This is a genomic window from Mycobacterium sp. NGS58 (assembly GCF_059812385.1).
The window spans coordinates 112,565-133,561 of the sequence record NZ_JCALCO010000017.1 but is presented as its reverse complement, the minus strand read 5'-3'; the positions used below and the strand labels follow the sequence as shown (position 1 = coordinate 133,561).

The following is a 20,997-nucleotide window of genomic DNA, read 5'->3' as shown; positions in this document are numbered from 1 at the left end:
AACTAGGGAACTCACCGCGGCCGGTAATGACCGGCACCGGATCAAAGCCCTAAACGGGTTGAGGCATCAAAGGATTCGTTTACGATACGAACACAAACGCCGACGTGGCTAACCTGAACCTGATTGGGTCTCTAGTGATCTGCCTGACCCTCAACTCAGGGCATCGCGCGCGACGCACCTCCGCCGAACGGCCCCGCAACGGTGATCAACGCACGCGCCCCCGATCGGACGACAGCGGGCCGTCAGGCCGTCGGGGTCGCGGGAAATGAGATCAGCTGATCGGCTGCCGTGTACGGGTCCTGGTCGCCGTCGACGACCGCCTCGGCGAGCCGCTCGAGATCGGGCCGGGTACGCAGCCTGGTCTGCGCCAGCGAAAGGATTTGAGCTCGGGCGCGGGCCAGCCGGCGGGCGCGGCTGTCGGTGCGGCAATGGTCCTCGATGGCCGCCATCAGGTCTTCGATGCCCTCACCTCGGGCGGCGATCAGCGAAACGATGGGGGCGCTGGTTTCGGCCCGGAGATCCCGAACCGTCTGCTCGGCACCGTCCCGGTCCGCCTTGTTGACCGCCACGATGTCGGCGACTTCCAGGACGCCCGCCTTGGCCGCCTGAACCGCGTCGCCCGCGCCGGGATTGAGGATGACGACCGTCGGGTCGGCGACGGCGGCAATCTCGATCTCGGACTGACCCACCCCCACCGTCTCTAGCAGGACCACGTCGTAGCCGATCGCGCCCAGCACCCGGATGGCCGCCGGGACTGCGGCCGCAAGGCCGCCCAGATGCCCGCGGGTGGCCACCGAACGGATGAGTACGTCGGAGTCGTTGATATGCGCGGCCATTCGAATTCGATCGCCCAGCAATGCGCCTCCACTGAACGGGGACGACGGGTCTACCGCCAACACCGCCACCCGCAGTCCGCGTCCGCGGTAGGCGCTGACCAGAGCGGCGACCGTTGTCGACTTTCCCGCGCCCGGCGGCCCCGTGATGCCGACGACCGGCCCCATCCCGTCCGGTGCGGGACCGATGGTCGCCAAGACCTCGTCGCGCTGCTCGCCTTCGACGAGGCTGAGGAGCCGGCCGGCCGCGCGGGGAGATCCATTGCGCGCGCGTGCAATCAGATCAGCGATGATCATGTACGCATTATGGAGCCGCGACTTCGATCACCGTCGCCGAGCCTATTCCTCCGCCCGCGCACATCGCCGCGACGCCGATGCCACCGCCGCGGCGGCGCAGTGTGCCCTTGCGGGCGGTGCCGATGGGGGTGGGCAGGGTGGACACGATGACGGCTTCAGACACGGGCCTCTCCAGTTCAACCAGCCGGTGCGGGACGCTGCGAGCCATCCACACATGTGAGAACCATATTCTCGCATTACGAGAGTGTGAGTAGCAACAAGCGGCCCGCACGTGGAGAGCGACGCGGCGGCAGCGTCCCCCTAGTTGGTGCGGTTCGACCATCCCGGCGGCAGGTGTTCCGGGCCGGTGTCGATGACGGTCTCGTCGTCGGTTCCGACGTATTCGAACAGGGTGATGTAGGCGAATTCCGGGACTTCGTAGATGGGATAGGTCGGTCCATCGTCACGGTAGGTCCGCATCTCCTCGAGGTGGTCGTTCTGGAAGCAGACCGTGCGCTTGCCGTGCATGCGGATCCATTGCGGGAAGAAGATGACGCCGTGGACACGGCGTTTGGTGGGCAGGATGTTGACGGCCACGCAGGTGCCGGTCGGTTCGGTCCAGGAAATTTTGAAACTGTCGTCGTCGAGTTCAACGAGGTTGACCTCCTGGCCTTTGACCCAGCGGCCTCCGACGTGCCCGGAATGGATGCGGTAGTCGATGGTGGTGGCGTTCTTGACGTACATTTCGTACTGCCATCCGTTGGCATAGGTGTAGATCAAGCGATGCCCGACGATTCCCGAAAGATCTTGCGGCGGGATCGGATTCGTGACACTGGTCATTGCCATCCTCAATGTCGGCCGCGGCGGCGTTGGCCGCCCGCGCAGTTGTTCTGCACATCGGCGAGGCGGTCCGGTTGCTTACCCATTCATCACCAGATACTGCCAGGAGCACAGCGGCGGGCATGGTCAGGGCTGCAAGAACAGCGTTGATTTGCAATGGTGGGTGGATGATGCAGGGCATGGTCGCGGTCCCGGGCGGCAACGTGTGGTTCAAGCGGACCGGCGCCGGCCTGGGGCTTCCGCTGCTCGTAATTCACGGCGGGCCGGGTTTGCCGCACAACTACTTGCGGTCGCTGGGGCGATTGGCCACGGAGCGCGAGATCATCTTCTGGGATCAGCTGGGTTGCGGAAACTCCAAATGCCCACCCAACCAGGAGCTTTGGACGATGGAGCGCTCGGTGGCCGAGGTCGACGCCGTGGTGCGAGCCCTGCAGCTGGACCGCTTCCACCTGTTCGGCAACTCCTGGGGCGGGATGTTGGCCCAACAGTATGTGCTCGACGCGGCGCCCGCCGGCGCCGCGAGCCTGACCATCTCCAACAGCATCGCCTCCATCCCGGCGTTCGCGAAGATGGTGGCGCGCCTGAAGTCCGAGCTCGATCCGGCCACCCAGGCCGCCATTGACCAGCATGAGGCCGCCGGCAGCACGCACGCGCCGGAGTACCAGGCCGCCATCCGCACCTGGAACGAAACCTATCTTTGCCGGGTTCGCCCGTGGCCACGAGAGCTCGAGGACGCGTTCCGCAATATGGGCGCCGAAATCTTCGAGACCATGTTCGGCCCCAGCGACTTTCACATCGTCGGGACGATCCGCGACTGGGACGTGTTCGAAAGGCTCCATGAAATCGCCGTGCCGACCCTGGTGCTCGCGGGCAGGTACGACGAATGCGTGCCCGAACACATGTGGGATATGCACGAACGCATACCTGGTTCGCGCTTCGAGCTTTTCGAAGACAGCGCCCACATGCCGTTCATCGAGGAGCCGGGCAAGTTCGATGCGGTGATGCGTGACTTCCTGCGCCAGAACGACGCCTGAGGACCAACGGCCTCAGTTCTTTTTGGCCGAGTTGAATTTCGCGACGTTGGCCCGGAAGTCCTCCGTCACAAACGACTGGCTCTCGGCCGACAACGCGTAGTCCAAGCTGGCGAGCACGGCCCGCTCCAGGTGGATGTTGAGCACCCGCTTGGTGCTCTCCACCGCCTGCTGCGGTAGTTCCAAAATCTTTCTGGCGGCGGCGATCGCCTCGGCGACTGGATCGTCGACCACATGGTTGGCCAGGCCGAGTTCGACGGCGCGCTGCGCCTTGATGCGAGTGCCGGTGAGCGCGAACTCCTTGGCCAGCAGCAGGCTGATGTGCAGTGGCCAGGTCAGCGGTCCACCGTCGGCTGCTACCAGCCCGACTTGCACATGCGGGTCGGCCAGATAAGCGTTCTCGGCGATGTAGACGATGTCGCTGAGTGCCACCAAGCTGCAGCCCAGGCCGACGGCGGGGCCATTGACCGCCGCTACCACGGGGATTCGGCAGCGGGCCATGCCCAACACGATCTCCCGCCCGTCCCGGATGGTCTTGGCACGCAGCTCAGCGTCGTTCGCCAGCTCTTCCAGATACGTGAAATCGCCACCCGCCGAGAACGCGCGGCCGGCCCCGGTGATCACCGCGGCACGCGCTGTGGGGTCATCGGTCAATCGCTGCCACAATCGCGCGAGCCCGACGTGCAGGTTGTCGTTGACGGAGTTGAGCGAATCCGGCCGGTTGAGCGTGATGATGCGCAGCGCACCATCGGCCTGAACGTCGATTTCGGTAGGCATGTCGTACACGTCAGACTCCTTCTATAGTCGTGACCCGCTTCACCCGGGCTTCGCCCGCGTTCGCGATCACTCCTTCTATAGTCGTGACCCGCTTCACCCGGGCTTCGCCCGCGTTCGCGATCACTCCTACAATCCCAAGATTCGTGAAGCGATGATGTTCTTTTGAATTTGTGACGTCCCGCCCATGACGCTCTGCGCCCGGCTGTACAGGTAGGCACTGAGCAGATCGGGATCGCGTGTTCCCGCGACCGCCAGGGCCGCATGGCCGACGGATTGTTCCACCCAGGTCATCAGCAGCTTGTCCAGCGACCCATCCGAGCCATGCGATACCCCGTCGAGCTGTTCGGACAGCCGCCGCCGCACGTGATGGGTCAGCATGTCCGACTGAACCGCGGCCCACGCCAACTCTTCGGGTACTTCTCCGTCGTTGCGGGACAACAGCTCTCGGACGAGCTTGCCATAGCGGGCCGCATAGCCGAGCGTGGATGGCTCGCGCTCGTGCCCGACGACTGTCATGGCCACTGCCCAGCCATCACCGGGAGCGCCGACCATCCGGTCCGCCGGCACCGTCGCATCATCGAAGAACACCTGACCGAACTCGTTGGTGACCCCGTTGATCATCCGTAGCGGGCGCTGTTGCACGCCAGGCTGTTTCATGTCCAGGACGAACGCGGACAGGCCGCGGTGGCGCTTCGCCTCGGGGTCGGTGCGCGCCAGCAACAAACACCGGTCCGCGACGTCGGAGTAGCTCGTCCAGATCTTGTGCCCGTTGACCACGTAGTTGCCACCTTCGAGCCGGGCGGTGGTGGTCAACGAAGCCAGATCCGATCCGGCGCCCGGTTCGCTGAAGCCCTGACACCAGCGCTCGGTGCCGTTGATGATGCCGGGCAAAAAGCGCTTCCGGAGCTCGTCGCCGGCGTGCGCTCCGATGCCGTACACCAGGTACCCGACGCTGGGGCGCGGCGGCGCACCGGCACGCACCAGCTCCTCGTCGACGATGACGTCGTAGACCGGGGCCAGGTCCTGGCCGCCCCAATCGCGTGGCCAGGACAGGCCGAAAAAGCCGTTGTCGTAGAGGGCGCGGTGCCAGTCGGCCATGCGAACCCAATACTCGTCGCCCGAGCCCGAGAAGTCCTTGGCGTGGGCGGCAAGCCACGTGCGCAGCCGCTGCCGGAAGGCGGCCTCGTCGGGTGAGTCACGAAAGTCCAAAATCGATCTCCTTCAACGCGACCGGCCACAGCTCGGTCGATGTGAGGGCGCGACGCAGGTAGACATGCGCCACGCATTCCCAGGTGTTGCCGATACCGCCGTGCACCTGGATGGCCGTTTCGCAGACGGTGCGGGCGGCGCGCGCGCAGTAGACCTTTGCGATCTGTGCGGCCCGGATGGCTTCGACAGGGGCAAGCTCATCGACGGCCCAGGCGGCATGTCGCAACACGCTCACCGAACCCTCAATCAGCGCAAGACTTTCGGCCAGCAAGTGCGCGATGGCCTGGTACGAGCCGATCTGCTTGCCGTACTGTTCGCGGATCTTGGCGTAGTCACAGGCGACGGCGTGCGCGCCCCGGGCGACGCCGACCAAGTCGGCGGTCGTGGCGACCAGCGCGAGTGCCCGCCACTGTTCGGCAATCTCGGGCGACACGTCGCCCAACGTCTGCGGTGATCCCGCGATCGTGGCGTCGGCCCGGGTGAGGTCGACGCTCTGCGGCGAGACCTGCACATCGACGGCGAGGACCGTGCCGCCCGACAGCGACAGGGCGCGCCGGGCGCCGCGGGCGTCGATCACTCGGTCGCCGACGGCTACCGTCGCCGCCGAAACGTGCGCGCCGACGTGGCGACCCAGATCGTCGGCGAGCACGGGCCCGAGAAACGGTGTGTCGACAAGGCGGCGGCCGAATTCCTCGACCACGATGGCCACCTCCACACCGGAGGCCCCATCGGAACGCAACGACCGCCAGCCAGTGTTCTCGATCTGCTTGTCCAGACGGGCAATTCGAGTCTGGTCGTCGAGGTCCTGCACCGCTGCGGGTCCCAGATCGTCGGCCAGCTTGGCGGCGGCATCTCGCAATTGCTGTTGTTCAGCTGTCAGACGTAAATCCATATCGCTCCTTCAGCACTCGGCGCAGCACCTTGCCGGAAGGCAGGCGAGGTATGTCGGGGACAAACACCACCCGGCTCAGATGTTTATATGACGCCAGCCTTTCGTCCACCATGGCGGTCAGTTGGGTCGCGTCGACGGGCGCGGACGTCGCGACCGCGGCGACGACGGCTTCGCCGTTGAGTCCGTCGGGGATGCCGAATACCGCGCAGTCTTCGACGGCCGGATGGCCGTGCAGCACCGTCTCGATTTCGGCCGGGGCGACCTGGAAGCCGCGCACCTTGATCATCTCCTTGAGGCGGTCGGTGATTCGCAGCCAACCGCCGGTATCGAGCCAGCCGACGTCCCCGGTGCGGTACCACCCGTCATGGATCGCCTCGCCGGTCGCTTCGGCCGGGAGGTATCCGGCCATGAGCGACGCCGACCGGCCCTGGATCTCTCCGACCTCGCCCGGGCCGACCGGCTCGCCGGTCTCCAGCGAAACGACGCGCAGGTCCACACCGGGCACCGCCCGTCCGACGGTGTCGAGCCGGGAGTCCTCGATCGGATTACACGCCACGACAGGCAATTCCGTGGTTCCGTAGGCCGGAAGCCAACGCACTCCGGTGCGTCGGGTCACCGTCTCCGTGACGTGGGTGTTGACCGGCGTAGCCCCCCACATGATGTAGCGCAACGACGACAGGTCATAGGACTCGAGGTCGGGATGCGACGCGATCGCCAGCGCGATGGGAGCGACCGCCATTTCCACGGTGATGCGGTCACTTTCGATGTGCCGCAGTAGCCGGTCGATGTCGAATCGGCGATGCAGCCGCACGCAGGCGCCGGTCCTCCACGCGGTCAGCAGGTTCAACAGTCCGAGGATGTGTGACGGCGGCGTCGCAACCTGGATCCGGTCGTGGTGGGTCAGTTGCAAAGCTTGGCGCCAATGCCGCACCGCCGCCTCCAACGAGGCGTGGGTGTGCCGGACGGCCTTGGGCAGGCCGGTGGTGCCGGAACTGAACACCAGCGCCGCGTCGTTCGTGAGCGGCGGCGCGCCGCCGGCTATCGGCTCCGCGGGCGGGACCGGCTCGTCGAGGTGCAACATCGGCATCAGACCGGCCAGCACCGGGTGGTCCCCGACGGCGTACCCGGGGTGGGTCAGCGCGAGCGCATGGTCGACCTCGTCGCGCTTCCACGCGGGACTGATGAACACCGCCGTGGCAGCCAGTCGCCAGATCGCCAGCACCACGGCGAGGAACTCCGGCCGATTCGAGGCCATCACGGCGACTCGTTGACCTGAGGTGACCCCGTGCTTTGCCATGCTGGCGGCCCATCCGTCGGCTAACGCATGTAGTTCGGGCACGCTGAATCGCTGTTCCTCGAACACGAGCGCTGCCGGCTCGGTCACGTCCCGTCCTTTCCTGACAGACCGGGCTGACCCGACATCCATACCGTCCTGAGAAGATGCTATCGCTAAGTGAGAATAGTATTCTCTATACTGAAGAATGCAAATACGGCAGAGGGGGCGGTCTCAGTGACGGTCACCCGGACCATCGAGGGGACCCGCGGGTGACAGATCCGGCAACAAACGGCTCGAGTGCCGGCACGGTGACGATTCATCTCGACCGCAAGAAGGTTTCGGTGCCCATAGTCCCGGGCGAGACTCTGTTGGAAACCGCGCGGCGGGCCGGGCTGGAACCGCCGTTCAGTTGCGAGGCCGGCAACTGTGGTACGTGCATGGCGAAGCTCGAAGAGGGCCATGCCACCATGCGGGTCAACGACGCTCTCGAACCCGACGAGGTCGCCGAGGGCTACATTCTGACGTGCCAGGGCGTTCCGGATACGGACTCGGTCACGGTGCGCTATGAGTAGCCACGGAGAGGCGGCGGCAATGGCCAAGGGAATCATGTACGTCGAGAGTCTGCCCAGCTCGCCGGATCGCGAGCAGGAGTACAACACCTGGTACGACGAGGTTCACATACCCGAACTGCTGGCGCTCGACGGAATCGTTGGGGCACGCCGGCTGCGTCCGGTTGACGGACAGGGCCCGTATGTCGCCATCTACGAACTCGAAGGCGACGATCTTCAGGCCATTTTGGACAACATGATCGCGAATGCCGGCCAACTGCACATGTCCGACGCCCTGAAGCTGGATCCGGCGCCCATCCCACGACTGCTCGAGACGACTACCGAATGCGTCGGCTAGCCCATGAATGTCGATGACCTGATCTTGGTGAGCATTGACGACCATGTGGTCGAGCCGCCGGACATGTTCCTGCGGCACGTGCCCGCCAAGTACCGGGACGAGGCCCCGATCGTCGTGATGGACGACAAGGGCGTCGACCAGTGGATGTATCAGGGCAGGCCGCAAGGCGTGAGCGGACTCAACGCCGTGGTGTCCTGGCCGGCCGAAGAGTGGGGCCGCGATCCGGCCGGGTTCGCCGAGATGCGTCCCGGCGTCTATGACGTCCACGAACGGGTCCGGGACATGAACCGCAACGGCATCCTCGCGTCGATGTGCTTCCCGACGTTCACCGGCTTCTCGGCCCGGCACCTGAACATGCACCGCGAAGAGGTCACGCTCGTGATGGTGTCCGCCTACAACGACTGGCACATCGACGAGTGGGCCGGCTCCTACCCCGACCGATTCATCCCAATCTCGATCCTCCCGACGTGGAATCCCGAGGCGATGTGCGCCGAGATCCGCAGGGTCGCCGCGAAGGGCTGCCGGGCGGTCACCATGCCGGAATTACCTCACCTGGAAGGCCTTCCGAGCTACCACGACGAAGACTATTGGGGCCCGGTGTTCCGCACTCTGTCCGAGCAGAACGTGGTGATGTGTCTGCACATCGGCACCGGTTTCGGGGCGATCAGCATGGCGCCCAACGCGCCGATCGACAACCTGATCATTCTGGCCACCCAGGTTTCGGCGATGTGTGCGCAGGATCTGCTGTGGGGCCCGGCCATGCGCAACTACCCGGATCTGAAATTCGCCTTCTCCGAAGGCGGTATCGGCTGGATTCCGTTTTACTTGGATCGCAGCGACCGCCACTACACCAACCAGAAGTGGCTACGCCGTGACTTCGGCGACAAGTTGCCCAGTGACGTATTTCGTGAACACTCGCTGGCGTGCTACGTCACCGACAAGACGTCGCTGAAGCTGCGGCACGAGATCGGCATCGACATCATCGCCTGGGAATGTGACTATCCGCACTCGGACTGCTTCTGGCCGAACGCGCCCGAGCAGGTGCTCGCCGAGCTCAATGCCGCCGGGGCAGCCGATTCCGACATCAACAAGATCACTTGGCAGAACTCGTGCAGGTTCTTCGGGTGGGATCCGTTCGCCCGGACGCCTCGCGAGCAGGCGACTGTCAAGGCCTTGCGCGCCAAGGGAAGCGACGTGGATGTGTCGATCCGGTCGCGTGCCGAGTGGGCGCGGCTGTATCAGGAAAAGCAACTGGCCAAGCTGACGTAGTGCGGCGAACGTGAAGTTAATTTTACGTTGGCGATCGACCGTCAAGTTAGTTTCACACTCGGCGACGGAGGTACCTACTGGCCCAACTCCGGCGGCGGCCGGTACTCGGGTTCATAGCCGGAGATGTGGATCGGGCTTCCGACCAAACGGAATGCGCCCGCTGTCACAACCACCTCCGGGGTCGCCTCCAGCGCCTCGGGCAGGGTCCGGACGGCCGCGGCCGGAACCCCGAGCGGACGCAGTCGCCGCTCCCACCCGGCGGCGCTGTCGGTGGCCAGCATCGCGGTCACCACGGCTAGCACTTCGTCGCGGCGGGCGACCCGCTCGGCCATCGTCTCGAAACCCCCGATGCCCGCTTCCGCGGCGAAGGACTTCCAGAAGCCGTCGTGCGTGATGAACAGCGCCAGGTAGCCCTCCGCCGTCGGAAAGAGCTGCGCGGGAACGTAATAGGAGTGGGCTCCGTGCGGGCGGCGCTGGGGCTCGACGCCACTGTTGAGATAGGCAGAGGCGTGGTAATTCAGCTGGGACAGCATGACGTCGCGCAGCGACACATCCACCTGGCCGCCGGTGCCGGAGATGACCTTGGCCAACAACCCCAGTGCCGCAGTCATTCCGGTGGAATTGTCGGCCGAGGAGTAGCCGGGCAGCGTCGGCGGACCGTCCGGGTCACCGGTCAGTGCGGCGGTGCCGACACCCGCCTGCACCACGTAGTCGAACGCCGGATCGTCGCCGCCATACAACCCGAAGCCGGTGATCGCCACGCAGACGATCCGCTCGTTGTGCCGTCGCAATTCGTCGTAGGTCAGGCCCAAGCGGCGGATGGCCGACGGCTTGAGGTTCACCAGCAGGGCGTGCGAATCCGCGACCAGTTCGCCCAACCGATGCTGTCCCGCATCGGAATTGAGGTCCAGTGTGATGCTGGACTTGTTGCGGTTGAGGCTGGCGAAGTAGGTGGCGCCGACGCTGCGGGAGATCTCACCGCCTGCCGGTTCGATCTTGGTGACCTCGGCGCCGAGATCGGCGAGCAGCATGGTCGCGTACGGACCCGCCAGCATGGTGCCGACCTCGAGGATGCGTATCCCGGCCAGCGGCCCGGAGGTGCTTGCGGTCAACGCAATTCCGCGGCGAGTGAGGCGATCATGTCGCGGGTGCGCCGCTTGGATGCGACCAGCTCATCGCGGTTGTCGCCGATCGGCAGCAGGCGCACCGACAGATCCGTCACACCGGCGTCGGCGAAGCGGCGCATCCGGGCCAGGATCGCGTCCTCGTCGCCGGCCACACACAGATCACCGACGTCGCGGGCATCGCCACGGTCGAGCAAGCGCTGGTAGTTGGGCGATACCTCGGCCTCCCCCAGGATGCGGTTGGCCCGCTCTTTGGCCTCCTCGACTTGTCCAGGCGCACATAGGCATACCGGAATGCCCGCGACGATCCGGGGAGCGGGCCGCCCGGCGCCGGCGGCAGCCTTGGTGATCTTCGGCGCGATGTGATCACCGATCGCGCGCTCGTCGGCCATCCACAGCACGGTGCCGTCGGCGAGTTCGCCGGCAATCTGCAGCATCACCGGTCCCAGGGCGGCGACGAGCACCGGCATCGGGGTATCGGCCCCGATCGCCAGCGGATTGTGCACCCTGAACGAATCGTTCTCGACGTCAACCGATCCCGGACCGGCAATGGCGGCGCTGAGCACTTCGAGGTAGTCGCGGGTGTAGGCGGCCGGCTTCTCGTACGGCAGGCCGAGCATGTCGCGGATGATCCAGTGGTGCGACGGCCCCACACCGAGCGCCAGCCGTCCACCCGCCACCGCGTGCGTCGAGAGCGCTTGGCGGGCAAGGGCGATGGGGTGCTGAGCCTGCAGCGGCACCACGGCGGTACCCAATTCGATGCGTGTGCTGTGGGCGGCCATCAGCGACACCATGGTCAGACAGTCGAAGTCGTTGGGCACCTGCGGCATCCACGCCGTGTCCAGGCCCGCGGACTCGGCCCACTCGATGTCGGAGGCCAGTTTGTCCACCTTGCGGGCCATGTCGCCACGCTCGGCGCCGATCATCACTCCGACGCGCATGGTTCCTCCGTGACGGGTTCGGGCGTGCCGGTCAGCGCGCGGATGTCGCGCACCAGGTCGTCCAGCGGTGTCCCGGTGGGGAATACCGCGGCGGCGCCGGCGGACAGCAGCTTGGGGACGTCGGCGTGCGGGATGGTGCCCCCGACGACGACGGCGATGTCGGCGGCATCGGCGGCGCGCAGCGCCTCCACGGTACGGGCGGTGAGCGCCAGGTGCGCACCCGACAGGATGCTCAGCCCCACCACCGCCACGTCCTCCTGGACCGCGATCGAGGCGATGTCCTCGATGCGCTGGCGGATGCCGGTGTAGATGACTTCGAACCCGGCGTCGCGCAGGGTGCGGGCGACGATCTTGGCGCCGCGGTCATGCCCGTCCAGGCCGGGCTTGGCAACGAGAACGCGGACGGCCATCTAGAACACCACCGGTTGCTGGAATTCGCCCCACACTGCCTTGAGGGCGGAGACCATCTCCCCGACCGTGCAGTACGCGTTGGCACAGTCGATCAGCTTGTGCATCAGATTGTCGTCTCCCTCGGCTGACCGCGACAGCGCGTCCAATGTGGATTTCACCGCGGCCGAATCTCTTTCGGACTTGACCTTGGACAGCCGCTTGAGCTGTAGATCGCGTCCTTCGGCGTCGAGTTCGTAGGTGACGACGTCGTGGGCCGGCTCCTCCGTCACAAACCGATTCACGCCGACGACGGGGCGAGTGCCTGCTTCGACGTCCTGATGCATGTTGAACGCCTCGTCGGCGATCAGGCCCTGCAGATAACCGTCCTCGATGGCCTGCACCATGCCGCCGTGCCGTTCGAGGTCGGACATGATCTCGATGATGCGTTCCTCGGTCGCGTCGGTCAGCGCCTCTACGAAGTAGGAGCCGCCGAGCGGGTCGGCCACGCTGGCGACGCCGGTTTCGTGCGCGAGGATCTGCTGGGTGCGCAGCGCCAGTGTCGTGGTTTCCTCCGTGGGCAGGGCGAACGGCTCGTCCCAAGCCGCGGTGAACATCGATTGCACACCGCCCAGCACCGCGGCCATCGCCTCGTAAGCCACCCGGACGATGTTGTTGTGGGCCTGCGGTGCGTACAGCGACGCGCCGCCGCACACGCAGCCGAAGCGGAACATCGCCGCCTTCGCCGTCTTCGCCCCGTAGCGCTCCTGCACGATCGTCGCCCAACGCCGCCGTCCCGCACGGTATTTGGCGATCTCCTCGAAGAAATCCCCGTGGGTGTAGAAGAAGAACGAGATCTGCGGCGCGAACTCGTCGATCGTCATCCGGCCGCGTTCGACCACGGTGTCGCAGTACGTCACCCCGTCGGCCAGCGTGAACGCCATCTCCTGAACAGCATTGGCCCCCGCGTCGCGGAAGTGCGCTCCGGCCACCGAAATCGCGTTGAACCGGGGAACCTCTGCCGCGCAGAACTCGATGGTGTCGGCGATCAGTCGCAGCGACGGCTCAGGCGGCCAGATCCAGGTCCCGCGCGAGGCGTACTCCTTGAGGATGTCGTTCTGGATCGTCCCGGTGAGCTTCTCCCGCGGAATCCCCTTTTTCTCGGCAGCGGCGACGTAGAACGCCAGCAGGATCGCCGCCGTCCCGTTGATCGTCATGCTCGTGCTGAGCTTGTCCAACGGGATGCCGTCGAACAGGATCTCGAAGTCGGCCAGGGTGTCCACGGCGACGCCGACCCGGCCGACCTCCTCGCCGAACTCGGGGTCGTCGGAGTCGTATCCGCACTGGGTGGGCAGGTCGAGCGCCACCGACAGCCCCGTCCCGCCCTGCTCCAGCAGGTAGCGGTACCGGCGGTTGGATTCCTCGGCGGTGCCAAAGCCCGAGTACTGCCGGAAGGTCCAGAGCTTGCCGCGATAGCCGGACGCGAAATTGCCCCGGGTGAAGGGGAACTCTCCGGGTTGCGGAGGCTCCACGCTTACGTCCGCCGGCCCGTATACGGGTTGCAGCGGGATACCAGACGGAGTGTGGGCCGTATTATCCATCGGTGAATAACGTACTTGCAAAAAAAGAGAATGCCAATACCACACGTATGAGCAGGCAAAAGGAGGCGCGATGCCCACCGGTTCGCTCGCCGATCGCACCGTCGTCGCCTCCGGTGGCCGCCGTGGAATCGGCCTCGCGGTCACCGGTGACGTCTATGCGCGGCAGATGATTTCGCCGTGCGGGATGGCTATCCAGCCGTCCGGGGCGCCGGCCCATTCTCGCCACGCGGCGGAGATCTCCTCGAGCTGTGCGTTGGTCGCCAGGCCGATGCTCAGCAGGTCACGCGCCACGGCCGAGTGCAGAATTCGGTCGGCCCACATGCCGCCCCACCAGTCGCGCGTCGCGGGCGTGGCATAGCACCACAGGCTGCCGGTGGGGGTGATGTCGCCGAAGCCCGCCTGCCGCGCCCACGAGAGCAGTCGCCGGCCCGCGTCCGGTTCGCCGCGGTTGGCGCGCGCGACGCGCTGGTAGAGCTCGCGCCACAGGTCGAGCGCCGGCAGCTCCGGGTACCAGACGAACCCTGAGTAGTCGGCGTCACGGGCCGCCACGATGCCCCTGGGCGCGCACACCCGCCGCATTTCGCGCAGCACCGCGACCGGGTCGGCCACGTGCTGTAACACCTGATGCGCGTGGACCACATCAAAGGTGTCGTCGGGGAAGTCGAGGTTGTGCACGTCGCCGGTCGCGAACGAGACGTTGGACAGGTTGCGTCGCTCGACTTCGGCGCGGGCAACACCCAGCACGTCGGGAACTTGGTCGACGGCCGTGACCGGACCGGGCGCGACGAGGGCGGCCAGGTCGGCGGTGATGGTGCCGGGTCCGCACCCGACGTCGAGCAGGGACAGCCCGCTGTTCAGGTGCGGTAACAGGTACGCGGCGGAGTCTTCGGCAGTGCGTACCCGGTGAGACCGCAACACCGACTCATGATGGCCGTGCGTATACGTCGCTTGACGTTGGTCCTTCACCCTGACCCCTCGGTTGCCGCGTCTCGTGTGGCAGCCTACGCCCCTCGGCCACATTATGAAATTATCGTCTCATATTTTGAGATATGCTAGTCGACGGGTACGTCGAGGATCGGTTGGTCGACACCGGCTCCCGGACCGTCGAAATGCCACCACTCGCCCGAATACACCTTCAGGCCGCCATAGTTCATGGCCGAGCGCAGCGCCGCCCGGTTCGCCACAGCCTCAGCACTGATGCCCTGCGTATTGAAAGCGGCTGCCCGAGGCGTGAAGTCGTCAAAGTCGGTACCCATGTCGGCCAGGCAAAGCCCGCTCGCGTGCAGGCCCAATGTGCACGGCTGCTGCGTCGTCGTGAACGTCACGTCAACCGAACGCCCCGACTCGTGGCTGTGCGCGTACGGTCCCGGGCGTGCCACCCACGCGGGATTGGGGACCAGATCAAACATCTTGACCTGAACGTCGTGCGGTCGATAGCAGTCCCAGAAGACCAGGAGATGCCCCTGCGGGCGCAGCGCGCCGGCCGCGGCGGTCAGGCCAGGCGCCATCGATTGGTGCACAAGGCATCTGGCGTCGGACGGATACAGTTGCGTGTGGGTGAAATTGTTGGTCGTTGCGTAGCGCAGGTCGAGTATCGCGTCGGGAATGACGCTGCGGACGTCCACGAACCCGGCCGCGCGTGCGGCGTCGCTGACCGGCGGCACGTCGGGGCCGGCGTGCGCGGTAAACGACGAAACCGCTGACACTATCGACACTGCAATGGTCAATGGCAGCACCCATGCGCGACGCATGCAGTCATTATTCCGGTTCGTCGGTCCGGATCGGGTTAGGCGTCAGGTGTTGTCGCAACCGGCGTCCACATGTCTGAAAACACCGGTGGGCTGGTACGAAGGAATCGCACCAGCCCACCCTGACGTATGTGATCAGACGGTACTGACTCCTACTGCCTGGGGCCCCTTGGCTCCCTGCTCAACCTCGAACTGCACACGCTGGTTTTCATCGAGCGAGCGATAGCCGCTTCCCTGGATCTCGGAGTAGTGGACGAAGAGGTCCTTCGTGCCGTCGTCAGGGGTGATGAAGCCGAAGCCCTTTTCACCGTTGAACCATTTCACAGTTCCCTGTGCCATTTACTTACTTCTCTCATCAAATGCGGATGTACCAATCACATCCATGCGGGCTCAGGGTAGCACGAGCGGACCATAATTCGAAAACAATTGCATCGCTTACTATTTCATTTGCAGCGGGTCTCCGAACGGTGGTCACGCCCGTGACCGGTGGAATCAGCTCGTTCATGCGCTGACCGAGCCGCCGTCTCGATACCAAAGGCACGCCAAGGCAGCATCTCGCCCGCGCACGACATGCACGGCGCGGGCTGCCTGTAGAGTGGAGAAGAACCGCGCTCTAGCGGTCACCGCGAATCGCGGACGAATCACGAATGAGGCCGCCGTGCGATTCGATCGTCGTCCGACGCCAGGTAGCAATGCGCATCGGCCGAACTCTTCATTCGGAAGGACAGCCCATGGACCAGTCGAACCTGTTTTCCCACCCCGAGGCACCGAGGTATGTCGCTTCGGGCGAAACCTCTGCGAAACCCGTCGAGCACCCTACATTTTCCGATCGGCCCGACACCGACGGATCTTCAAACCAACGTCGTGATCGGCCCTGAAGTGCTTGGACGTCAAGATGCTTTGGCGTACCTGCGCACCAATTCGCCTTCGCCGAACGTACTGGTGCGCTGCTGACCGTTGTCATCTCGACTGAAAAATGTCCACTGCCCCGGACCACTCTGGGGCCCACTGATCATTTTGACCGTCAGACGCAGTTCGCTGGGACGCCGCGTGCCGATGATGTCACCCACGCGGATCTGCGAGGGGTGGATTTCGACCGCTTCGCACCAGTTCTCTATTGCCATCTAGCCCCGTCCTCCCCGTTGCCACCACCCTACGCGTCATCCCCCTTTACGGTGCAGATGGCAGGCATCGTCTCATCGCATGCACCGCAAGGGATTTGTCGCCGTTGAAAACGATCAGTTCATCTGCCGGGCGAATTCCTCAGACGCGGTCAGCCAGCCAGTAGCCGCGCTTGTCCGCGCTGTCGCTAGCCCCTGATCGCCCAGGTAGGCCGGTAATGGCGTAGCGTCGAAAGCGAGCCATTCGTTGTCAGCGGTGGTCGACTGCGCAATCGACGCGGATGACACCCACGGGCAATGTGATTCCTCCGTCGGTCCCGCGTCCGTGGACCCGACGACGCCGAGCGCGAAGGAACCGCCCATGGGCTACGCGATACCGGTCTTTCGTCGACGTCAGACGAATTCGACGGCTTTTGCGGGCAGCTGTGCCGCCGTGACCAAGTGCGCGAGCCGCCGGCTGCGGTGTCTGCAATGAGCTTCGCGGTCAGGACCCGACGCCAATCCACTCCCATCCGCCTCTCCGTGGCTCGCGAACTCGGCCGCGATATCGACGGTGCGTGGTGGCCGCGTGCAGACCGCATCACCAATGAATTGCCCGAGCTTGTCGCGGTCCTGACTCCTTTGCTGGGAGAAGTCACATCCATCAACGTCAATTGGTCGTCGCTGCAACGGCCGCCCGATCTCAACTGGCCGGGATGGGAAGGCAAACGCCAGCATGTCATGACGGTCATCGGCCTACAGGCTCGCGTCAACCTTTTGATCGTCTCGTACGCGACCCACAGCGGGTTGGCGTTGATGGTGCTCCGCCGGGCCGCAAATCTACCCATCGAGAATGCTGACCGCGTCAAACCCGCTTTTGTCGCCGCGGACTCAATCCTGCGGGCTGCGCAAAAACAGCGTGAACGTGTGTCGGGTTACGGTGCGCCCACGCATCAGGCCGAAGCGAAAGACTTTGCAAAGCCGGGCTGATGCTCGTCAGTAGGCCTGGCTGAACTCGATGTGCAATTCCTTGAGCCCGCGCAATAAGAACGTGGACTCGTAGCTGTACTCGCGGTTAGACGGCAGCCCGTGCCTGGCCTCACTGATCCGGATGTCGCGCGTTCGATCCAGGAGGCGGTTGACGGTGACTTGGCCCTCCACCCGCGCCAGCGGTGCACCCGCGCAGGTGTGGATTCCGCGACCGAAGGCGATGTGCTCACGGACGTTCTTCCGGTCAAGCTGAAATTTATTGGGATTCTCGAATTTTCGCGGGTCACGGTTCGCCGCTCCCAGGCACGCATGATGACTGTGCCGGCCCGGACAACCCGTCAAAGGCACGGCAATGCAAGCGTATTCACAATCCACGAAACCTTTGCGCGCATCGTCGACGATGCGGCGAGCACAAACCAAGCGGCCCTTCGCGAGGTCCATTACGATCGGCCAATGCGCGCGGTCGAACGCGGCTGGCCAGATGAACAAGAGGGCAGGTCGATGACGACGAGCGAAGACCCCATGGCCACGACCGAGGCACCCGACGCCGAGCCCGACCAACCAGGGCGGTCAGAGGAAGACCGTAAACCCAGACGCCGCGGCATCATCCAAGCGTTCACCGCGCTCTGCGTCCGCTATGTCGAACGGCTGATGCCCGACCCCTACCTGTTCGCGGTGATCCTCACCGTCATCGTCGCCGCGCTGGTTGCGCTCTTGGTGCACGGCGCCTCGGCGACCGGCATGCTCAAGGCCTGGTACGCGGGCGTGTGGGGATCGCAGAACATCTTCACTTTCGCCTTCCAGATGGTTCTGATCCTCGTGACCGGTTACACGCTCGCCGAGGCGCCGGTGCTGAAGCGGGCCATCGTCTACATCGCGAGCAAGCCGAGGAACCAGGTGCAAGGAGCCCTGCTGTGCTTTGGCGTGGCTGCCGCACTCTCGCTGCTCAACTGGGGACTGGGGTTGGTAGCGGGCGCGCTGATCGCCCGCCAGGTCGCGAAGCGCTTCACCGACACACATTTCGGCTACCTCATCGCGGCGGCGTTCATGGGCTTCATCGTCTGGACACAGGGACTTTCGTCGTCGATCGCGCTGGCGAACACGGACGACGGCAGCCCAATCAACGTGATCCACAAGATGACTGGCGCCACGGTGCCGCTGAAGCTGACCATCTTTGAGCCCTACAGCTGGGTGTCGGTGATCGTCGTGCTGACGCTGCTCGCGCTTGCGATTTCGCGCATGCAGCCGGCACAACGCCTTGCTCCCGATCCCGCTGTGTTCGAGAACGAGGACCAGCCCGGGATCAAAACCGAAGGCAAGCGATCGTTTGCCGAATGGCTGGAAAACCAGTGGATCCTCAATGTCGTCGTGTTCGCCGCGGGCATTGCCTACTTCTGGCTCAGTGGCTTTGCGCTGAACATCTCCTCGATGATCATGTTGTTCACCATCACGAGTGCGCTGCTGCACCGCACGCCGATCCGCTTCATCCGGGCATTCACCGGCGCCGCAAAGGTGTCTGGTCCGCTGCTGCTGCAGTACCCGCTGTACGGGGGTCTGGTTGCGCTGCTCGGCTATGCGCCCACGCAAACCAAGGCCGCGCCCTTGCAGACGCTGCTGGCGCACGGGCTTGTGAGCGGCGCGACGCAGTACACGCTGCCGTTCCTCACGTTCATCGGCTCGTTGATCATCAGCTTGTTCGTGCCGTCCGGCGGCGGACACTGGGCAGTGCAGGGCCCGATCGCGGTCGACTCGGCGCGGGCGCTCGGTCAGACCTCGCCGGCCTACCTCGGGTTGATGTCCATGTCCGTCGCCGTCGGCGAAGGAGTCGCGAACATGATCCAGCCGTTCTGGCTCTTGCCACTGCTTGCGATTGCCAAACTCAATGTCCGTCAGGTGATGGGCTTCACCATCGTCGCGTTCTTGATCGGGCTGCTGGTGCTCGGTGCCACCACTCTGATTGCGCCCTACGTGGTTTGACGCCGCTGCTTCGAGAACTCGGAGATCCTTGGTGGCCAGGGGCGGGATCGAACCGCCGACCTTCCGCTTTTCAGGTGGATGGAACGGCCGCTGGCCTGCGGTTTAATGACTCCCATACGTCAAATACGCCGCGCTGAGCGCGTCTGACGCAGGCTGCTCGTCCGGCGATCGGACACAGACCGGACACGGTGACAGCACTCCCGACAAGGGACCCTTCATCGCCCGTCACTCAGTGATGCGCGCTGGGGGCTCCCGGGGAGCAGGTACCCGATGCCCGGCATCACGAGGTCGAGCGCGCATTCAACGAGCTCGATTGCGGAGCGACTCACCCTTCGGCCGGACACAACCCGAACGGCCAGCCGGAACACGGACGGAGCGGCGGACGCCGGTAGACCGCGAGTGCCCGAGGCCGGCAAGGCCGCAGGGCGCGAGAGCGGTAGCGGTCGGTCGGACGGCGGGAGCGGCGTAGACCGTGTTCCGGCTGGGACCAACGGGCTTGTTATATGCGCCAAAAGTGTCCGCGACACCGTCGACGGCATTGTTGATGCGGAACTGTCGGCCTCGGATGCCTTGGGGCTGCGGTTCCCGAGGCCCAACATGGTGGCCTCGGCAGCGGCGCTGTTCGAACCGGCCGAACCATGGGCGCATGGACGGGACCGGCTGGATGTCGAACCTGAGTGCGGGCGATTCCGGATCACGATCGGCCCGGGCGTCGTCCGTCTCGGCTGGACCAATCCCGTTCGCGCGGAGAAGGCATCTGAGCGGACCGTGGGCCAGCACATGCAGGACGTAGCGGGCGAGGTAGACCGCATAAAGGCCGGTCGTGATGTGCCTGACCCGTCGGGCCGTGCGATCACCGAATGGTCCCGCAAGTCGCGTGCGGCGATGTGCCGCACCTTCGCCGAGCTGGACTACACGCCGATGGTGGAAAGCGGACGGGTACCCGCGATGGTCACGCTGACCTACCCCGGCGACTGGGAATCGGTCGCACCCGATGGAGCCAGCGTAAAGCGACATATGATGCTGTGGCGCAAACGATTTCAGCGCGAATGGGGTGAACCAGCGCGCTACATCTGGAAGATGGAATTTCAACGCCGCGGCGCACCACACATTCACCTATGGATGGCTCCCCCGTATACCGTCGGTCGATCAGGCCGTAGGTTCAGCGAATGGTTGTCGCAGGAATGGGCGGAAGTCGTCGCCCATCCCGACCCTGAACAACGCACACGCCACTTGCGCGCCGGTACGGCTATCGACAGCCTCAACGGATTGCGTGCTTGCGACCCCAAACGCTTGGCGATCTACTTCACGAAGCACTCATCACCGAATAGATTGGGCGACAAGGAATACCAGCACATCGTTCCGGAGGCCTGGCGGCGGCCGGGCCGCGGACCGGGTCGCTTTTGGGGGGTCCACGGGTTGGAACGAGCAACCGCAGTCGTTGAGATCGCCCAGGACGCATACCTGACGGCCCGAAGGATCATCCGTCGGTGGTCTCGCTCACAGGCCATTCATAGCGATTGCACCCACTGCTTCCCCACCGCACTCGTTCCGCGAATGACCCGCGTCGCAGTTCAACGAACAAACTCCAAGACTGGCAAAGTACGCCACCGCAACGTCTGTCGGAGGCGACTTCTCTGCCGCCAAGGCGGCTTCGCGGGTGGCTACGCCCTTGTGAACGACGGACCAGCGTTCGCATCCCAGCTCGCGGCAGCGTTATCGGCGGATCGGGCGAAGGCGGTGCGCGACGAACAACTCGCGGGCCGTAAGTGATCTAACGCAATTCACCTCTGACCGTCGCATTGCAGCAACCGGCTACA

22 protein-coding genes, 1 tRNA gene and 1 pseudogene are annotated in these 20,997 nt (G+C 65.0%); 7 read left to right on the top strand and 17 right to left on the bottom strand.

What is annotated here, in order from left to right; translation table 11 throughout:
- Positions 1-242: 242 nt before the first annotated feature.
- From meaB to AC5Y4H_RS17300, 3 genes are all read right to left on the bottom strand, one after another.
- On the bottom strand, positions 243-1,130 hold the full coding sequence (meaB, locus tag AC5Y4H_RS17310; protein ID WP_499983455.1) for a methylmalonyl Co-A mutase-associated GTPase MeaB: 888 nt from the start codon (positions 1,128-1,130) through the stop codon (positions 243-245).
- 7 nt (positions 1,131-1,137) lie between these two features.
- Positions 1,138-1,293 (bottom strand): hypothetical protein, encoded by a 156-nt coding sequence (locus AC5Y4H_RS17305; protein WP_499983450.1) that lies wholly within the window; start codon positions 1,291-1,293, stop codon positions 1,138-1,140.
- A 137-nt stretch (positions 1,294-1,430) separates the two neighbouring features.
- The gene (locus tag AC5Y4H_RS17300) at positions 1,431-1,949 is read right to left on the bottom strand and encodes a phenolic acid decarboxylase (RefSeq protein WP_499983446.1); all 519 of its coding nucleotides are present in this window, start codon (positions 1,947-1,949) and stop codon (positions 1,431-1,433) included.
- 170 nt (positions 1,950-2,119) lie between these two features.
- Between AC5Y4H_RS17300 and AC5Y4H_RS17295 the strand changes: the two genes are divergently transcribed.
- Positions 2,120-2,983 (top strand): proline iminopeptidase-family hydrolase, encoded by an 864-nt coding sequence (locus tag AC5Y4H_RS17295; protein ID WP_499983469.1) that lies wholly within the window; start codon positions 2,120-2,122, stop codon positions 2,981-2,983.
- 12 nt (positions 2,984-2,995) lie between these two features.
- On the opposite strand, the gene AC5Y4H_RS17290 is transcribed toward AC5Y4H_RS17295, so the two are convergent.
- From AC5Y4H_RS17290 to AC5Y4H_RS17275, 4 genes are all read right to left on the bottom strand, one after another.
- Positions 2,996-3,766 carry an enoyl-CoA hydratase/isomerase family protein gene (locus AC5Y4H_RS17290; RefSeq protein WP_499983444.1) on the bottom strand — a complete coding sequence of 257 codons (771 nt, stop codon included), beginning with the start codon at positions 3,764-3,766 and terminating at the stop codon, positions 2,996-2,998.
- 117 nt (positions 3,767-3,883) lie between these two features.
- Positions 3,884-4,966 (bottom strand): acyl-CoA dehydrogenase family protein, encoded by a 1,083-nt coding sequence (locus tag AC5Y4H_RS17285; protein ID WP_499983441.1) that lies wholly within the window; start codon positions 4,964-4,966, stop codon positions 3,884-3,886.
- On the bottom strand, positions 4,953-5,858 hold the full coding sequence (locus AC5Y4H_RS17280) for an acyl-CoA dehydrogenase family protein (RefSeq protein ID WP_499983438.1): 906 nt from the start codon (positions 5,856-5,858) through the stop codon (positions 4,953-4,955). Before AC5Y4H_RS17280 ends, AC5Y4H_RS17285 begins: the two co-directional genes overlap by 14 nt.
- A complete protein-coding gene (locus tag AC5Y4H_RS17275) occupies positions 5,836-7,242 on the bottom strand; it encodes a class I adenylate-forming enzyme family protein (RefSeq protein WP_499983436.1) in 1,407 nt (468 codons plus the stop codon). The genes AC5Y4H_RS17280 and AC5Y4H_RS17275 overlap by 23 nt, the downstream gene beginning before the upstream one ends.
- A gap of 161 nt (positions 7,243-7,403) precedes the next feature.
- On the opposite strand from AC5Y4H_RS17275, the gene AC5Y4H_RS17270 reads away from it, so the two are divergent.
- From AC5Y4H_RS17270 to AC5Y4H_RS17260, 3 genes are read left to right on the top strand one after another with little or no spacing between them, the layout of a single operon-like run.
- Positions 7,404-7,706 (top strand): 2Fe-2S iron-sulfur cluster-binding protein, encoded by a 303-nt coding sequence (locus AC5Y4H_RS17270; RefSeq protein WP_499983433.1) that lies wholly within the window; start codon positions 7,404-7,406, stop codon positions 7,704-7,706.
- Positions 7,707-7,725: 19 nt separating this feature from the next.
- A complete protein-coding gene (locus AC5Y4H_RS17265; RefSeq protein WP_499983468.1) occupies positions 7,726-8,040 on the top strand; it encodes a hypothetical protein in 315 nt (104 codons plus the stop codon).
- Positions 8,041-8,043: 3 nt separating this feature from the next.
- Entirely contained in the window at positions 8,044-9,309 is a 1,266-nt protein-coding gene (locus tag AC5Y4H_RS17260; protein ID WP_499983431.1) for an amidohydrolase family protein, read from the top strand.
- Positions 9,310-9,383: 74 nt separating this feature from the next.
- Here AC5Y4H_RS17260 and AC5Y4H_RS17255 read toward each other — a convergent pair whose 3' ends face one another.
- The 8 genes from AC5Y4H_RS17255 to AC5Y4H_RS17220 all read right to left on the bottom strand — a co-directional run bounded on the left by AC5Y4H_RS17255 (position 9,384) and on the right by AC5Y4H_RS17220 (position 16,234).
- On the bottom strand, positions 9,384-10,421 hold the full coding sequence (locus AC5Y4H_RS17255; protein WP_499983429.1) for a CaiB/BaiF CoA transferase family protein: 1,038 nt from the start codon (positions 10,419-10,421) through the stop codon (positions 9,384-9,386).
- Positions 10,418-11,374, bottom strand: coding sequence for an LLM class F420-dependent oxidoreductase (locus AC5Y4H_RS17250; RefSeq protein ID WP_499983426.1), 957 nt, complete (start codon positions 11,372-11,374; stop codon positions 10,418-10,420). Before AC5Y4H_RS17250 ends, AC5Y4H_RS17255 begins: the two co-directional genes overlap by 4 nt.
- The gene (locus tag AC5Y4H_RS17245) at positions 11,359-11,784 is read right to left on the bottom strand and encodes a cobalamin B12-binding domain-containing protein (protein ID WP_083093844.1); all 426 of its coding nucleotides are present in this window, start codon (positions 11,782-11,784) and stop codon (positions 11,359-11,361) included. Before AC5Y4H_RS17245 ends, AC5Y4H_RS17250 begins: the two co-directional genes overlap by 16 nt.
- On the bottom strand, positions 11,785-13,362 hold the full coding sequence (locus tag AC5Y4H_RS17240) for a methylmalonyl-CoA mutase family protein (protein ID WP_499983424.1): 1,578 nt from the start codon (positions 13,360-13,362) through the stop codon (positions 11,785-11,787).
- Between the two features lie 153 nt (positions 13,363-13,515).
- Positions 13,516-14,328 carry a class I SAM-dependent methyltransferase gene (locus tag AC5Y4H_RS17235; protein ID WP_499983422.1) on the bottom strand — a complete coding sequence of 271 codons (813 nt, stop codon included), beginning with the start codon at positions 14,326-14,328 and terminating at the stop codon, positions 13,516-13,518.
- 86 nt (positions 14,329-14,414) lie between these two features.
- The gene (locus AC5Y4H_RS17230) at positions 14,415-15,113 is read right to left on the bottom strand and encodes a M15 family metallopeptidase (RefSeq protein ID WP_499983420.1); all 699 of its coding nucleotides are present in this window, start codon (positions 15,111-15,113) and stop codon (positions 14,415-14,417) included.
- 132 nt (positions 15,114-15,245) lie between these two features.
- Entirely contained in the window at positions 15,246-15,449 is a 204-nt protein-coding gene (locus AC5Y4H_RS17225; protein ID WP_499983418.1) for a cold-shock protein, read from the bottom strand.
- A gap of 551 nt (positions 15,450-16,000) precedes the next feature.
- Positions 16,001-16,234 (bottom strand): hypothetical protein, encoded by a 234-nt coding sequence (locus tag AC5Y4H_RS17220; protein ID WP_499983415.1) that lies wholly within the window; start codon positions 16,232-16,234, stop codon positions 16,001-16,003.
- Positions 16,235-16,702: 468 nt separating this feature from the next.
- Between AC5Y4H_RS17220 and AC5Y4H_RS17215 the strand changes: the two genes are divergently transcribed.
- Positions 16,703-17,200, top strand: a complete 498-nt coding sequence (locus AC5Y4H_RS17215) for a DUF5994 family protein (protein ID WP_499983412.1) — start codon at positions 16,703-16,705, stop codon at positions 17,198-17,200.
- 6 nt (positions 17,201-17,206) lie between these two features.
- Here the strand turns inward: AC5Y4H_RS17215 and AC5Y4H_RS17210 are convergent.
- Positions 17,207-17,532, bottom strand: a pseudogene (locus AC5Y4H_RS17210) (cytochrome P450); the annotation flags it as partial.
- Between AC5Y4H_RS17210 and AC5Y4H_RS17205 the strand changes: the two are divergent.
- Entirely contained in the window at positions 17,510-19,177 is a 1,668-nt protein-coding gene (locus tag AC5Y4H_RS17205) for a TIGR00366 family protein (protein WP_499983410.1), read from the top strand. The pseudogene AC5Y4H_RS17210 and the gene AC5Y4H_RS17205 sit on opposite strands and share 23 nt — an antisense overlap.
- Before the next feature lie 29 nt (positions 19,178-19,206).
- On the opposite strand, the gene AC5Y4H_RS17200 is transcribed toward AC5Y4H_RS17205, so the two are convergent.
- Positions 19,207-19,274 (bottom strand) — tRNA-Phe (locus AC5Y4H_RS17200).
- Positions 19,275-19,576: 302 nt separating this feature from the next.
- Here AC5Y4H_RS17200 and AC5Y4H_RS17195 point away from each other — a divergent pair.
- Entirely contained in the window at positions 19,577-20,950 is a 1,374-nt protein-coding gene (locus tag AC5Y4H_RS17195) for a rolling circle replication-associated protein (protein WP_224097131.1), read from the top strand.
- Positions 20,951-20,997: the final 47 nt, after the last annotated feature.

Bases quoted from the DNA above. Each gene is read 5' to 3' on its own strand.
- meaB (WP_499983455.1), bottom strand. From the start codon at position 1,130: ATGATCATCGCTGATCTGATTGCACGCGCGCGCAATGGATCTCCCCGC.
- AC5Y4H_RS17300 (WP_499983446.1), bottom strand. From the start codon at position 1,949: ATGACCAGTGTCACGAATCCGATCCCGCCGCAAGATCTTTCGGGAATC.
- AC5Y4H_RS17295 (WP_499983469.1), top strand. From the start codon at position 2,120: ATGCAGGGCATGGTCGCGGTCCCGGGCGGCAACGTGTGGTTCAAGCGG.
- AC5Y4H_RS17280 (WP_499983438.1), bottom strand. From the start codon at position 5,858: ATGGATTTACGTCTGACAGCTGAACAACAGCAATTGCGAGATGCCGCC.
- AC5Y4H_RS17265 (WP_499983468.1), top strand. From the start codon at position 7,726: ATGGCCAAGGGAATCATGTACGTCGAGAGTCTGCCCAGCTCGCCGGAT.
- AC5Y4H_RS17260 (WP_499983431.1), top strand. From the start codon at position 8,044: ATGAATGTCGATGACCTGATCTTGGTGAGCATTGACGACCATGTGGTC.
- AC5Y4H_RS17250 (WP_499983426.1), bottom strand. From the start codon at position 11,374: ATGCGCGTCGGAGTGATGATCGGCGCCGAGCGTGGCGACATGGCCCGC.
- AC5Y4H_RS17245 (WP_083093844.1), bottom strand. From the start codon at position 11,784: ATGGCCGTCCGCGTTCTCGTTGCCAAGCCCGGCCTGGACGGGCATGAC.
- AC5Y4H_RS17240 (WP_499983424.1), bottom strand. From the start codon at position 13,362: ATGGATAATACGGCCCACACTCCGTCTGGTATCCCGCTGCAACCCGTA.
- AC5Y4H_RS17230 (WP_499983420.1), bottom strand. From the start codon at position 15,113: ATGCGTCGCGCATGGGTGCTGCCATTGACCATTGCAGTGTCGATAGTG.
- AC5Y4H_RS17225 (WP_499983418.1), bottom strand. From the start codon at position 15,449: ATGGCACAGGGAACTGTGAAATGGTTCAACGGTGAAAAGGGCTTCGGC.
- AC5Y4H_RS17220 (WP_499983415.1), bottom strand. From the start codon at position 16,234: ATGGCAATAGAGAACTGGTGCGAAGCGGTCGAAATCCACCCCTCGCAG.
- AC5Y4H_RS17215 (WP_499983412.1), top strand. From the start codon at position 16,703: ATGAGCTTCGCGGTCAGGACCCGACGCCAATCCACTCCCATCCGCCTC.
- AC5Y4H_RS17205 (WP_499983410.1), top strand. From the start codon at position 17,510: ATGATGACTGTGCCGGCCCGGACAACCCGTCAAAGGCACGGCAATGCA.